Below are 13811 nucleotides of genomic sequence, written 5' to 3' on the forward strand. Positions count from 1 at the left end.
ACGCGCTTCGAAAGCTGCGTCCTTAGAAACCCGACAAAAAGCAGGCGTACTGGATCATCTGTTTGACCGACGGCCTGATCTTCGTGTCGCTCAGCGGCGTGTTGTCGTTTTTGGACGGTTTGGAATTGACTTCAAGCAGCCAGACGCGCCCGTTCGTGTCAAGCGCGAGGTCAATGCCAAGCTCGCCGAAATGGGCGGGGATATGCGTATCCACCCCTTTGGCGATTTCCAGAGCCGCCTTATGCAGTTTCGCCTGCGCATCCATTTTCGTTTGCGGGGAAACGACCGATTTGACGACCGCTTCCTTCACCGTGCTTAGCGAACCGCCGCGGGCAAGATTGGAGACGAAATGCTGATCGCCGGCGATTCTGGCGACGACGGAGGTGACGGTCCATTTGCCGGTATCGTTTTTTTGCACAAGCGCGCGAAAATCGACAGGCCGTTTATTGTTTTCGATCAGCGTGAGGCCTTGCTGAATTTGGTACCGGGTCGTCTTCATTTTGCCGGAAATGCTGGAGAACAGTTTGTGCAAGCTGCTGAATGTTTGCTTGCGCGTGCCGTTAATCGTCGTATAGTATACGTTGTAGTGATTGTCGGGCGATTTGGCGATTCGGATAATCCCTTTCCCGAGACTGCCGCGCACCGGCTTGAGGAAGACGACTTGATGGCGCGAGCACATCGTTTTCAGCATGGAGAAATTGCGAAGCAAGTGGGATTCGGGCAAATAACGCAACAAAGCCGCGTCGCTTTTCAAAGCGTCGAACACTTCCGTTTTATCGAGAAATTTTTCGTTAAAAATACTTGTACGATAGCGCGATTTTACTTCTTTCATGAAATGCTGTACGCTAGGTTTATTCTCCAGTTTTCTCGAAGTAAGTCGATTATTGATGACGTCGGCGATCGGCACCGTCATCCGGTGCCAGCCGTCGGAGTATACCCAGCCTTGCAATTGAGTCGTATTCGAGCCGATGAGATCCGGAGTGAAAAAATAGACGTAAGCGCCTTGCTTCTGACAAGCGTCAACCAGTTCTTTACAGAACGACGTAATGGAGCCGAACGGCTTGTCGGGCATGTTCGGATAGTCCCGGCTGATCAGAACGCTAATGAGCGGGCCCATACTTAACGTGTTAATGCCTTGCTTATAGTTCATTCGAATGTATGAGCCGGAGATCAGTCCCATTTTGCGAGCCAAAACTTGATTGATTCGCAGTCCGTCGTAACGCGGTACCGGCACCACTTTCACGTTTTGTTTGAACGAACCGAATCGAAGCGTCAAGTTTTGGTTGGTAGGAATTTTCCACAGTTTCACGTAGCTATCGCCTAACATAAGAACATGTTCTTGCATGATGCCGGAACTGATCACTTGGATTAACACTTTTGATTTAGGCATCGTGGATCTCCTTCCAACATCATCTTGTGGTTGCTGTTGCAGTTCGTTTGTCAAGAAAAACATGCTATCCGCTTTGGGATCGAATAATGTATCATATGAGGACATATATACCTTGGTGATTGACCCACATACGAAAAGTGCGCTCCGAATTCCTTGGGCGCTTGCGGCCGTATGATCCGCCTATCACTTACTGAACATCGACAAAGGAATGGTACGTATGCCAACATGGTTGTTTATCCTCGTCAGCGTTTGTGTCGCCGCATTCGTCGGCGGCCTGACGAATCATTTTGCGATTAAAATGCTGTTTCATCCGCGACAAGCGTGGCATATCGGAAGATGGCGCGTCCCCTTCACGCCCGGCCTGATTCCGAAAAGAAAAGAGGAAATCGCCCGTTCCCTGGGCGAGGTCGTAGCCGATTATTTGGTTACGACGGAAGGGCTGCAGCAGCTTGTTTCCAAACCCGAATTTCGCGGCAAAATAGAACAAAATTTGCGGGTGCGATTGGCGTTATGGGCAAGAGACGAACGAACGGTGAAAGAGATCGCTTCGGCATATTGGTCCGAAGAGGGATGGGAAAACTTCAAGTCCAAGCTGGCGCGCATATTGGCGGAAACGGCGAATGGAAGCGTCCGCCGCTTATGGGATCGGTACGGCATGCAGGACAAACCGCTGAAGGAACTTGTGCCGGGGTGGTCCGCCGACATGAAAGGCCGGTTTGCGGAGCTTGCTGTCGATACGATTGTTGCGACTGTGGCCGAAGAACTGGCTTCCGCGCAAGGGCAACGCACGCTGCGCAAGCTGGCTGCCAGCCTCATCGACAAAGCCGGCGGATTCCTTGGCGCAATGGCGGCGATTTTTGTCGACGAAGACAAGCTTGTACATAAACTGACGCCGGTTATCGTGGAGCAATTGCGATCGAATGCGCTGCGCGGCACGATTCGCGGCATGATCGAGCGCAAGCTGGACGAAATTGCCGAGCTTCCGCTCGGACAGGCCATTCAAACGGCGACCGGCGAGGAGGCATGGCCGTGGGTGTCGGATAAGCTCAGAGCCGTATTGCAATGGGAGCAATGGATGGGGCGATTCGAGTCGGCGCGGCTATGCGATTTGATCGGAAGGCATGAAACGAGGGTTGCTGAAAATTTGCCTCCGCTGATCCAGAGCGGTTTGAAGGCGATCGAGCGCGCCTTGCCCCATATCGTTCAGGCGATTCAATTGCCCCGGCTCGTTCAGGAGCAAGTGGAGCAATTTCCCGTCGAACGGTTGGAGAAAATTATTTTGAGCGTTTCGGGGCGTGAATTCCGCGCCATTACTTGGCTGGGCGCTTTGCTCGGAGGCATGATCGGGCTCGTTCAATCGGCATTGATGCTGTGGATGGGTATGTAACAATTCGAATTTGCATTTGCGGCTCTTTCGCTTCGGTTCGGACTCATATTTCCCTGTATGGCCGCATACGGATGGAATATGGACAAACTGGCGAAGGAGCTGTTTTTTTGTGAAACGGAAGTCGAAAACCAATCAAGTTGTATACTTATGTCTTGCATTCGCGATGCTGCTGATCGCTCTGCCGAAGATCGAATTTACGAACGAATGGACGCTCGCGACCTTGTTCGGCGCCGTCTGGGTCGGTTTCACGCTTGTTGTCATCGGAGCGCAGCTTCATTTTCTGCTTGGCGTAAACGAGGAGAAGCGGGAACGATTGCGGCAAATCCGGCAGCAGAAGATTGCCGGGTGGCAGCGTGCGCTTGAACGAAAAATGGGAAAATGAGAAGGGCTAAATTTTCCAAACGGAGGGACGAAACTTTTTGCTGCGGCGCGTCGTCTTTATCAATGAACGCAAGATTGGAAGGTATGATGGGAGGTAATGGAATGAAGAGATGGATTTCGCTCCTGCTCGCGTCATTTCTCGTGCTCTTGAACATATCCGCAGCAATAATCTCCGCAGAATCGCTGTCCACGGAAGAGAAGTTTCAAGTCCTGAAAGACAAAGGCATTTTCACAGGCTTTGAAGACGGCAGCGCAAGACTCGGCGAGGAAATGTCGCGCGAGCAATTTGCCGCCGTATTGGTTCGCCTGCTCGACCTGAGGGAAGACAAGCGCAATCAGAGCTATACGGATGTGCTGAAGTCGCGGTGGTCTTACGGCTATATCGAGGCGGTAACGGCAGCGGGATTGATGAACGGCATGGGCGAGGGCAAGTTCGGGCCGACCTCGAAAGTGACGATCGAGCAGCTTGCGGCGACGCTTGTGCGCGCAAGCGGCCAGGAACTTTCCTCGACGCGGCAAGTTGGAGGCAAGGTGTCGGCATGGGCCAAGCCGATCGTGCCGGTCGCGCTCGACCTCGGTTATATCGCCGAGCAGAACGATTATACGGTTCCGGCGATACGGGCGCAGCTTGTCGAAGCGGTGTACGAGATGTACTCGCGCATGAACGAACCGGAATACAAAGATTTGAAAGTGAAATCATTGAATGCCGTTTCCAATACGAAATTGGAAGTACACTTATCGGAAGCCGTGCAGGTTGTGAAAAAGGAGAACTTCGTCATTCGCAAAAACAACGGCAGCGCCCTGGATGTTCTTCAGGCGATTCTAAGCGAAGACGGCAAAAAAGTGACTCTCGTTACGGAACCGCAGGACGGAGGCTATCAATATACGTTAACGGTTGACGGAAATGTGAAGCATTTCGTCGCGCTGGCCGCCGACAATACGCAGCCGCGCGTCGTATCGGTCGAAGCGAAGGCGGGCTATATTGTGGAACTGACCTTCTCGGAGCGGGTCGATGAAAGTTCGGCGACGGAAAAAACGAATTACTCGATCAACAACGGCTTGACCGTGCACAGCGCGGATCTTTCCTCCGACGGCAAAAAAGTGACCTTGCTGACTTCGGCGCAGCGCGACGACCGGCGTTACGCCATTACGATCTATAACATAGCCGATCAAGCCGGAAATGTGATGGAACCGGTGACGCTCTATTTCGGCGAGAAAGTGGATACGACGCCGCCGACTGTTCGTCATGTCGTACCCGGCGCGAATGCGGTAACGATCTATTTCAGCGAAAGATTGAACCGGGAAACGGCGGAAGCGGTGTCGAATTATTACGTAAGCGGCAATTTGGGATATCCCGCGAATCTCGTTTATGACGATTCGCAAATGAGCGTCAAGCTGACGACATTGGATCAGACGCCCGGCAAAATTTACGAAATTACGATCAACAACGTGAAAGACCGCGCCGGAAACGAGATCAAATCGAATACGAAAGCTTCGTTTGTCGGCATCGGATCGGATCAGCACCGAATCAGGCTGCAATCGATCCGCGCGGTCGATTCCAATACGATCGAGCTTGCATTCGATAAAGATTTGACGTCGAACGACGTGTCGAATTTGAAAGTGGACATTTTACGCGACAACAACGCTTCGGTCTCGATGCGGGGATGGAGCGCGTACGTCCATCCGCAAACGGATAAAAAGAAGGTAAGAGTACAATATCGTACGAATGACGAGCCCAATCCTTCCTTGTTCCGCGGCGGACATATTTATTTCGCTTCCGCCTCCGGCATATCGGGGCTCGATACCCGGGACGACGCGAACGTAAGATTGTTTGCCGGAACGGACCGGAGCAACGCGGATCCGTATATTTCCAATGCGAAGGCGGTAAATAGCACCCAACTGCAAATTTGGTTCAGCGAGCCGGTCAAAAACGTCGCGAAATCATCCTTCACGGTCAAAACCGCCGACGGCACGCCGATTCACGTCGTCAGCGATTCGGTGGGCGACAAGCGGAAAGTAGTCACGGAAGTTACCCTGCAACTGGCGACGCCGCTCCAATCCGGGCAAACCTATTATATGACGATTGACCGTCAAATTACGGATGCGGCCGGCTGGAACGGAATGAGAGCGCCGGACGGTTCGTCGCCTTATGTCATCGCTTTTGCCGGGGTAGGCGACGCGAATGCCGCGCCGAGAATAATCGGCGCCGCGCCCATCGACCGTTACAACTTCGAGATTGCTTTCAGCGAACCGGTTGTCAATAGCGGGTCGGGGCCTTATACATTATGGAACGAGACGGACAATACTTCCATCAATTTAAAGAATGGGGATAATGCAACATTGGTCGAATCGCAGGATCGGACGAAATTAACGGTCAAACTGCATGCGGACGCGGTGCCTCCGCTTCAGGCGGGAAAAACTTACACCGTTCTATACGATGCGGATGGCGGAAGGATCGTCGATTTGCAAGGGAAACCGTTCGACGTGGCTGAAAAGGCGAATTCGGCGAGATTCAAAGGCGTAAACAAAGAGAACGAGCGCCCGTTCATTAAAAAAATAGAAGCTGAAGGGACAAAAATAAAGATAACGTTCAGCGAAAACATCTGGGGATATAAAAACGAGAACGATTATTTCGACATTGTCGTGAACGGCCAAACGGTAACGCCTGCCTGGGGTTCGATCAAAGACGGCAAGGCGATTACGCTGACGGTGCCGAAAATGCCGAAAGGCAAATTCGCAAGCTTGCGGGTTTCCGCCGCGGGAGCGGAACAATTGAAGGACGAGAACCGGCAAGCACCGTCCACGGATTGGTACAATTTCGGCACAAAATAAAAAACGAAAGCCTTGGGGCGCGGCAACGCCTTGGGGCTTTCGTTTTTTTCTCTTCCATTCATGGTATACTGGTAGTACAGTTTAATACAGTTTGGACGGAAGAGGTGGTACAGTATGGATTCCCATCATGAATCGTTGACGAAGCACGAGCAATTGCTGCAGCATATTCAAAGCTTGGAGATCGGCACGAAAATATCGGTGCGCAAATTGGCCAAGGAGATGAATGTTAGCGAAGGAACGGCATATCGGGCGGTTAAGGAAGCGGAGAGCATCGGATATGTCGTGACGAAAGAACGGATCGGAACGGTGCGCGTCGAGAAGAAGGCGCGAAGCGCGTCGGATTATTTAACGCTCGCCGAAGTGGTCGACATCGTGGAAGGCCATGTGCTCGGAGGCAACAAAGGGCTTGACAAACCGCTCCATAAATACGTGATCGGCGCGATGGAACTGGACGCGATGGTGCGGTATATTTACGAAGGCAGCCTGTTGATCGTAGGGAACCGCAACAACGCTCACCGGCTCGCATTGGAGCAAGGCGCCGGCGTACTCATTACGGGAGGCTTCGGCACGAGCAGGGAAAACATCCGGATTGCCGACGCGCTCGAGCTTCCGATCATTTCCTCGCGGCACGATACGTTTACCGTCGCTTCGCTCATCAACCGGGCGCAGTTCGATCGGCTGATCAAGAAAAAAATTATGATGATCGAGGACATCGTCACGCTGCAATCCAAGATGCATGTGTTGAAAACGAGCAGCAACATCGCGGAGTTCGAGCAGCTGCGCGAGCGGACCGGCAATTCCCGCTTTCCCGTCGTCGACGAATGGAACCGTGTGATCGGCATCATTACGTACAAGGATATTATCGGGGCGAAAGCGAAGGGCGAGCAGACGATCGAGAAATATTTGACCCGCAACCCGATTACCGTTACGCTCAACACGTCGTTGGCCTCGGCCGCGCATATTATGATGTGGGAAGGTATCGAACTGCTGCCGGTCGTCGACCGCAACCGGAAGCTGATCGCGGTCATTACGCGCAAGGAAGTGCTGAAAGCGATGCGCGATTCGCATCGGCAGCCGCAGCTTGGAGAGACGTTCGAGGATTTAATATGGAACGGGATCGAAGAGGTGAGGGACGAGCAAGGCAATTTGTTCTTCCAGGGGCATATTACGCCGCAAATGGCCAATGAATTGGGGATGGTGTCCGAAGGTATACTGACGACGATTATGACGCAGGCGGCATACCGCGCCGTGAAAGATTTGCGCAAATACGAGCATGTGCTCGAAAATATGACGACCTATTTCGTGCGTCCGATACAAATCGATCACGAAATCGTCATTCGGCCGCACATGATCGAGGTCGGGCGGAAGTTTTGCAAGCTCGATGTAGGCGTGTACCACGACAGGCAGTTAATGTGCAAAGCGATGATGACCGCGCAGGCGATCGACGAAACGTAGAGGCTGCGGCCCGGAACGTCCGGCATCCGGGACAAGCCGAGGGGGCGCGGGGCTAACGTTCTATCGTTTAGACATTCCGTCATTTTGCATTCGCTCTTTGGAAACCGTCCTTCTTGCCCCCTTGCCTTCCTGCATTCTTGCACCTAACGGTAAATGCTGGAGCTAATTCGATCATATGGAGAGAGAAAAGGCAATTAACGGTATTTTGCGGCGGTAATCTTGAGCGGATGCGACGAAAAGGTTGATCTGCAATGGATTAGCGGCAGTTTTTACCGTAATATGTCCTATAGCCGATCAAGCGGCCAATTAGCTCCGCATTTTGGAGCTATTCCGAAAGGTGGGGGGACGAACTGCTCGCCATCCCGCTTTTTCGGCTAGCCAGCGATTACAACCGCCGGAGCGATTCGCTCCGGCGGTTGTCTTAAGCTTTGATTCGTTTGTAATGGCTATGGTTGCGAATGCCTGCGAAAATATTGAACAGCCCGATCACCATAAAGACGGCGCCGATAATAACGCGCAGCGTAGAGCCGCTGAACATGAACATTTGAATGATCGCCAGGATGACGAGCAACAATCCCATAAATATATTCATCTTCGACATATTCAGGCCGCGCACCCGGGGATCGGCCGCCCGCCGGAACTTGAAGCTGTATACGACGGAACCTATCAAGGCGGCTACCGCCAAAAAGTATAGTACCGATTCAATCGTTTCAATCATGCGGGGAGCACTCCTTTTTTCTCGACAACGTTTGTATATTGTTTGCTAGTAACGATTGTATCATAAAAGTGCTAAAGGAAGTCAAACCGCTAACGGGGCATAGTTTCGCGGACTTCGACCCAGATCTGCAGCAATCCCGCGTTGGCGAGCATCGTCCTGACGCGCACCTCGTAATTTTTTTCGCGGACAGCGTACGTTTTTTTGTCCAGCAACCGCCTGACCAGCTTGCTGTCGGAACTGATTTTGAAAATATCGCGTCCGTGGAAAATGTCCAACTCATCGATCAGACGCCCTTTAATTTCGGTCTCGGTCACTTTATCGAGCTCGCCGTTATTTTCCACATATACGCGAATTTCAGAGATGACCATCTGATTGTCTTTATATTTATTCAATTCTTTAATTTCATTTTCGTAATGCTGGTTCTGCGTTTTTAGATCGATGTTGATCGCGTAGAGCTTCGTCACGGTGACATGGAAGATGGCGTTGTAAACGATCGCCCCCGCGATCATGCCTAAAGCGAATACCGCGAGCGATTGCAGCAAGCCGCTGTAACGGGAGAACTGCGGCACTCTCATCGTTTATCCCCTTTCCCGGCAAATCCAGGCTACAAGCTCCGTCCCCATATGCGCTCCGAGAAAGGCGAATAAAATATATAAAATTTGCTTGATTGCCGGCGATAAATTGCCGTCGAGGAAATTGCTTTCGATCACCCGCATCGGATCGATCGTCCCGCCGACGGCGGCTGCGAGCGCCCAAATTTTCAATTGCTTCGATACGGCTACCATGGTCAGCGCCGGGGACTGCAGCGTCAGAACGGCGGCAATGCCGCCGAGCATCGCTCCGCCGATCACGATGCCGAACGCGATAAAATAATCGAGCAAAGCCCTGGTAATAAATTGTGACATAGCGCTATTTGCACCTCACTTGACTATAAAATGGGCGGAACCGGCTTGTACGCGGGGTTCCTTACTCTAATATATGTGGGCTTTGTCCCTCCTAGTATGCTAAAATAGGAACGTAAAGAAAGTTTTGCGGGATGATTGGAAGAAAGGAAGAGCGGAGCATGGGCGGATTTGTACATTTGCATGTTCATAGCGAATACAGCTTGCTCGACGGGGCGGCGCGCATTGAAGAGTTGGTAGCCGAAGCCGCGAACTGCGGCATGAAGGCGCTCGCTTTGACCGATCACGGCGTCATGTACGGAGCGATCCCTTTCTATAAAGCTTGCAAAGCGCACGGCATCAAGCCGATTATCGGCTGTGAAGCGTATTTGACGACAGGTTCCATGAAAGATAAGGGGACGCGCAAGGAAAATCCGATATATCATCTCATTTTGCTGGCCAAGAACGAGCAAGGATACCGCAATTTAATGAAACTGTGCTCGCTCGGGCATCTGGAAGGCTTTCATTATAAACCGCGAATCGATTTGAACGCGCTCAAGCAATATGCGGAAGGCTTGGTATGCTTAAGCGCTTGCTTAGGCGGCGAAATCCCGCAGCATTTGCTTCATGGACGCGTAGACGAAGCGAGGCAAGCCGCCGTCCGCTACAAGGAAATATTCGGCGAAGACTTCTATTTGGAACTGCAGGATCACGGGTTGCCGGAGCAAAAGCGGGTCAATGAGGCGTTGATCGGGCTAAGCCGCGAGACGGGCATCCCCCTTGTAGTCACGAACGATGTGCACTATGTACGGCCTGCGGATGCCGCCGTACAGGATGTGCTGATATGCATCGGCACCGGGAAGACGATCGACAGCGACGACCGGTTGCGCATAACGACGGATCAACTGTATTTGAAACACGGGACGGAGATGTCCCGCTTATTCCCGCATGTGCCGGAAGCGATCGCCAATACGGAACGGATTGCGGAACGATGCAATCTGGAGCTGCAATTCGGGAAGGCGATATTGCCCGCATTCGAACCGATTCCGGACGGCTTGACGGCGGCGGCGTATTTAAGCCTCCTGTGCGAGGAAGGGTTGCAGCGGCGGTACGGCAATACGGAAGCATGGCTTTCCGAGACGTTCCGCGAACAGGCAAGGCAGCGGCTTCGGTACGAACTGGACACGATCGAGCGGATGGGATTTTCCGATTATTTTCTGATCGTATGGGATTTCATTCGTTTCGCACATGAACACGGAATTGTGACCGGGCCGGGAAGAGGCTCGTCGGCAGGCAGCCTGGTCGCCTACGTATTGCGGATTACCGATGTGGACCCGATTGGTTACAAGCTGCTGTTCGAGCGTTTCCTTAACCCGGAGCGGATCACGATGCCGGATATCGATATCGATTTCAGCGACGAACGGCGCGATGAAGTAATTGCTTATGTAACGGACAAATACGGAGCCGGCCATGTGGCGCAAATTATTACGTTCGGAACGATGGCGGCGCGGGCGGCGGTGCGCGATGTCGGCCGGGTGCTTAATATGCCGTTCGGCGAGGTGGACAAGACGGCGAAAATGATTCCGGGCTACCCCGGGGTAACGATCGAAGAGGCGCTTCGCACTAGTCCCGAGCTTCAAGCGCTGCGAGGGCAAAACGCCCGCGTCTCGGAATTGATCGACATGGCGGTCCGGGTCGAGGGAATGCCGCGGCACGCATCGACGCATGCCGCGGGCGTCGTCATTTCGCGCGAGCCGCTGACGCATTACGTGCCGTTGCAGGAAGGCTCGGAAGCGGCGCCGCTCACGCAATATTCGATGGAGCATTTGGAGGCGATCGGCCTGTTGAAGATGGATTTTCTCGGGCTGCGCACGCTCTCGATCATCGAACGCACTTTGAACTGGCTGGAAGAACAGGCGGGTTCGAAGATCGATTTTCATGACGTGCCGGACGACGATCCCGCTACGTACGAACTGCTCGGCCGCGGCGCGACGACCGGCGTGTTCCAGCTCGAATCGGCCGGAATGCGCAGGGTGTTGCGCGACTTGAAGCCTTCGTCGTTCGAAGACATCATCTCCGTCGTGGCGCTGTACCGGCCGGGACCGATGGAATTTATCCCGAAATTCATTCAGGCCAAGCACGGGCTGATCGAAATCGAGTATCCGCATGAGGCGTTGAAGCCGATACTGGCGGATACGTACGGAATTATCGTATATCAGGAGCAAATTATGCAGATCGCTTCGACGATGGCGGGCTTTTCGCTCGGCGAAGCCGATTTGCTGCGCCGCGCCGTATCGAAGAAAAAACGGGAAGTGCTGGACGAAGAGCGGGCGCACTTCGTGAAAGGGAGCGTCGCACAGGGATTTGCGGAGGAGGAAGCCAACCGCGTATACGATATGATCGTCCGCTTCGCGGATTACGGATTTCCGCGGGCGCATGCGGCGGCATACGCCGTGCTGGCGTTTCAAACCGCGTACCTTAAAGCGCATTATCCGGTGCAATTTATGGCGTCGATGTTGACCGCGGTCATGGGCAGCCATCGCAAAGTGGCCGAATATGTCGACGAATGCAGGCGCATGGGCATCGATGTGCTGCCGCCGGACGTGAACGAAAGCGGCACGCTGTTTACTCCGGTCGCGGCCGGCGCAGGCGCGGCGATCCGCTTCGGGCTGGCGGCGATCAAGAACGTCGGGACGCAGGCGATCGAAACCATATTGCAAGAGCGCAAGGAACGCCCGTACGACAGTTTGCTGGACTTCTGCCGCCGCGTCGATTTGCGCGTATGCAACAAACGGGTGCTCGAATCGCTCATTCAAGCGGGAGCTTTCGATTCATTGCCGGGGCATCGCGCGCAGCTCATCGCCATGCTGGACGAGACGGTCGAAGCGGCGGTGAAATGGCGCAAAGAGCGGGAAGACTTGCAAATCCAACTGTTCGGCTTCGTCGAAACGAATAATTGGACGATCGAATATCCCGACATAAGAGTCTATTCGGCCGCGCAGCAATTGGAGTTTGAACGGGAATTGCTCGGCTTGTACATTTCGGGACATCCGCTGGACGAACATGACGAACTGCTCGACGCTTTAGGAATCGACCGTATGGTCGATCTGGCGGAAGCGCCGGATGGGAGCGAGACCGTCGTAGCGGGCATGGTCGTCTCGCTCAAGACGATTACGACGAAACAGGGCAAAGCGATGGCTTTCATCGAGCTGGAGGATCGCGTCGTCCGCACCGAAGTCGTCCTGTTCCCGGAAGTTTGGAAGCGCCGTTCGGCGCTCGTCGGGAAGGGCAGGCTGCTCGCCGTCAGGGCCAAGCTCCAGCATCAAGACGAAGAATATAAGCTGCTGGCGGACGACGTCGCTCCGCTGGAACGGGGGGCAGCGGAAGCGCTGCTGCACCCCCGGCGCCGTTCCGCCGCCGGAGGGGGAGCGGTGCGTTCGAGCGGGCAGCCTGCGCGTTCGGAAACGCCGTCCCGTCCCGCCGGTCCGGCCGAAGCGAAGGGGGCGCAGCCGCAGGCGGCCCGAACCGGCACAAGGCCGCCCAAGCCTGGCCAGCGCGTCTACATTAAGATCGGGGCGGCGCAGGAAACGGCGCATATCTTATCGCGCTTGCAGACGCTCCTGCTCGGACACCCCGGGCCGATGGATACGGTGCTGTTCTACGAGCGAAGCCAGAAAGCGCTCGGCCTAAGCGGCGCTTACCGGGTCAAGCCTTCCCCGGAATTGTTCCGGGAGATCGAGGAGATGCTCGGCAGGGGCACCGTCAAGGTGAAATGACGGGACGCGTTCGCAAGCCGTCCGCCGATTCGCTTGAGACATAGATTTCGCCTGGCAACAAAAAAAGAATGAACATTTGCCCCTTTCCCGGCATACATTTAGTTACAGTCTAATTGGACAGGGGGAAATAGCAATGTCTTACGAAACGGCGGCAAATCTGTTGAAACGGCGCGGCGTATCGGTCGAGTCGATCGCGGAAATCGTTTATAAGCTGCAAAAACCGTATAATCCTCACCTGCAGCTGTCCGAATGCGAGGAAAGCGTCATTGCGGTATTGCGCAAGCGTGAAGTGCAATATACGCTATATACGGGCATCGCCTTGGACGAATTGGCGGAACGGCGCCTATTGCCTCAGCCGCTGCAGGCGATTATGGAAGCGGACGAATCGTTGTACGGGGTCGACGAAACGTTGGCTCTCGGCATTACGAACGTATACGGCATGATCGGATTGACGAGCTTCGGATATTTGGACAAGGAGAAAGTAGGCATCATCCGGACGCTCAACAATAAAAAATCGGAAATCCACGTATTCCTCGACGATCTCGTCGCAGGGCTCGCGGCGGCGGCATCGGCCCGAATCGCCCATGCCGGCCAAAACGCGCATGAATACGCTGCGGATTCCGATCAGGGCGAGCCGGCCGGTTAGAGGCCGAAGGAATCGATTTGTTGCGGTTAAAAAGGGAGTTATGTTATCATTATTGCATTATGTGGGCTCAGTAGATGAGGTTAGGGGGTTCATATGCATGTGGACGGTAATTTATATCGCTCCTACGGCAAAGATTGCCGAGATGATAAAAACGAAATTGACCGAAGAAGGTTTTTTGGTGCAAATCCGTCCTATTAATCTATCGAAGCAGCAATTTGAAATATTGGTTCCTTCTGGCGAATTGGAGGAAGTTCAAGAAGTGCTGAACTCCATCCTGAATTCATAGAGGGGAGCAATCATCCTCGTTCGTACTTTTGTTACGCTGTCCTTGCAAGTCGTTTATTG

At 53.6% G+C, this 13811-nt stretch carries 11 protein-coding genes; 7 read left to right on the forward strand and 4 right to left on the reverse strand.

What is annotated here, in order from left to right:
* Nucleotides 1-22: 22 nt before the first annotated feature.
* Nucleotides 23-1390, reverse strand: coding sequence for a YheC/YheD family endospore coat-associated protein (locus tag KQI79_RS05985; protein ID WP_216537313.1), 1368 nt, complete (start codon nucleotides 1388-1390; stop codon nucleotides 23-25).
* A gap of 217 nt (nucleotides 1391-1607) precedes the next feature.
* On the opposite strand from KQI79_RS05985, the gene KQI79_RS05990 reads away from it, so the two are divergent.
* From KQI79_RS05990 to KQI79_RS06005, 4 genes are all read left to right on the forward strand, one after another.
* Nucleotides 1608-2777, forward strand: a complete 1170-nt coding sequence (locus KQI79_RS05990) for a DUF445 domain-containing protein (RefSeq protein ID WP_216537314.1) — start codon at nucleotides 1608-1610, stop codon at nucleotides 2775-2777.
* A gap of 109 nt (nucleotides 2778-2886) precedes the next feature.
* The gene (locus tag KQI79_RS05995; protein WP_230190722.1) at nucleotides 2887-3159 is read left to right on the forward strand and encodes a hypothetical protein; all 273 of its coding nucleotides are present in this window, start codon (nucleotides 2887-2889) and stop codon (nucleotides 3157-3159) included.
* A gap of 101 nt (nucleotides 3160-3260) precedes the next feature.
* Nucleotides 3261-5990, forward strand: coding sequence for an Ig-like domain-containing protein (locus KQI79_RS06000; protein ID WP_216537315.1), 2730 nt, complete (start codon nucleotides 3261-3263; stop codon nucleotides 5988-5990).
* A 114-nt stretch (nucleotides 5991-6104) separates the two neighbouring features.
* Nucleotides 6105-7445, forward strand: coding sequence for a DRTGG domain-containing protein (locus KQI79_RS06005; protein WP_216537316.1), 1341 nt, complete (start codon nucleotides 6105-6107; stop codon nucleotides 7443-7445).
* 421 nt (nucleotides 7446-7866) lie between these two features.
* Here KQI79_RS06005 and KQI79_RS06010 read toward each other — a convergent pair whose 3' ends face one another.
* The 3 genes from KQI79_RS06010 to KQI79_RS06020 form a co-directional block, all read right to left on the reverse strand.
* A complete protein-coding gene (locus tag KQI79_RS06010; RefSeq protein WP_216537317.1) occupies nucleotides 7867-8163 on the reverse strand; it encodes a YtpI family protein in 297 nt (98 codons plus the stop codon).
* 89 nt (nucleotides 8164-8252) lie between these two features.
* Nucleotides 8253-8738 carry a sporulation membrane protein YtrI gene (locus KQI79_RS06015; RefSeq protein WP_216537318.1) on the reverse strand — a complete coding sequence of 162 codons (486 nt, stop codon included), beginning with the start codon at nucleotides 8736-8738 and terminating at the stop codon, nucleotides 8253-8255.
* 3 nt (nucleotides 8739-8741) lie between these two features.
* Nucleotides 8742-9068 carry a YtrH family sporulation protein gene (locus KQI79_RS06020; RefSeq protein WP_216537319.1) on the reverse strand — a complete coding sequence of 109 codons (327 nt, stop codon included), beginning with the start codon at nucleotides 9066-9068 and terminating at the stop codon, nucleotides 8742-8744.
* A 158-nt stretch (nucleotides 9069-9226) separates the two neighbouring features.
* On the opposite strand from KQI79_RS06020, the gene KQI79_RS06025 reads away from it, so the two are divergent.
* From KQI79_RS06025 to KQI79_RS06035, 3 genes are all read left to right on the forward strand, one after another.
* Nucleotides 9227-12820: a DNA polymerase III subunit alpha gene (locus KQI79_RS06025; protein WP_216537320.1), complete on the forward strand. Its 3594-nt coding sequence runs from the start codon at nucleotides 9227-9229 to the stop codon at nucleotides 12818-12820.
* 133 nt (nucleotides 12821-12953) lie between these two features.
* Nucleotides 12954-13466: a phosphatidylglycerophosphatase A family protein gene (locus KQI79_RS06030; RefSeq protein WP_216537321.1), complete on the forward strand. Its 513-nt coding sequence runs from the start codon at nucleotides 12954-12956 to the stop codon at nucleotides 13464-13466.
* 97 nt (nucleotides 13467-13563) lie between these two features.
* Nucleotides 13564-13752 carry a glutamate decarboxylase gene (locus tag KQI79_RS06035; protein WP_216537322.1) on the forward strand — a complete coding sequence of 63 codons (189 nt, stop codon included), beginning with the start codon at nucleotides 13564-13566 and terminating at the stop codon, nucleotides 13750-13752.
* The last annotated feature ends 59 nt before the right edge of the window (nucleotides 13753-13811 follow it).

The organism is Paenibacillus sp. MSJ-34, from assembly GCF_018918005.1.
In the GTDB taxonomy this organism is placed as follows: Bacteria; Bacillota; Bacilli; order Paenibacillales; family Paenibacillaceae; genus MSJ-34.

Coding starts and splice junctions, on each gene's coding strand:
- KQI79_RS05985 (WP_216537313.1), bottom strand. CDS start 1,390: ATGCCTAAATCAAAAGTGTTAATCCAAGTGATCAGTTCCGGCATCATG.
- KQI79_RS06005 (WP_216537316.1), top strand. CDS start 6,105: ATGGATTCCCATCATGAATCGTTGACGAAGCACGAGCAATTGCTGCAG.
- KQI79_RS06030 (WP_216537321.1), top strand. CDS start 12,954: ATGTCTTACGAAACGGCGGCAAATCTGTTGAAACGGCGCGGCGTATCG.
- KQI79_RS05990 (WP_216537314.1), top strand. CDS start 1,608: ATGCCAACATGGTTGTTTATCCTCGTCAGCGTTTGTGTCGCCGCATTC.
- KQI79_RS06010 (WP_216537317.1), bottom strand. CDS start 8,163: ATGATTGAAACGATTGAATCGGTACTATACTTTTTGGCGGTAGCCGCC.
- KQI79_RS06015 (WP_216537318.1), bottom strand. CDS start 8,738: ATGAGAGTGCCGCAGTTCTCCCGTTACAGCGGCTTGCTGCAATCGCTC.
- KQI79_RS06035 (WP_216537322.1), top strand. CDS start 13,564: ATGTGGACGGTAATTTATATCGCTCCTACGGCAAAGATTGCCGAGATG.
- KQI79_RS06020 (WP_216537319.1), bottom strand. CDS start 9,068: ATGTCACAATTTATTACCAGGGCTTTGCTCGATTATTTTATCGCGTTC.
- KQI79_RS06025 (WP_216537320.1), top strand. CDS start 9,227: ATGGGCGGATTTGTACATTTGCATGTTCATAGCGAATACAGCTTGCTC.
- KQI79_RS06000 (WP_216537315.1), top strand. CDS start 3,261: ATGAAGAGATGGATTTCGCTCCTGCTCGCGTCATTTCTCGTGCTCTTG.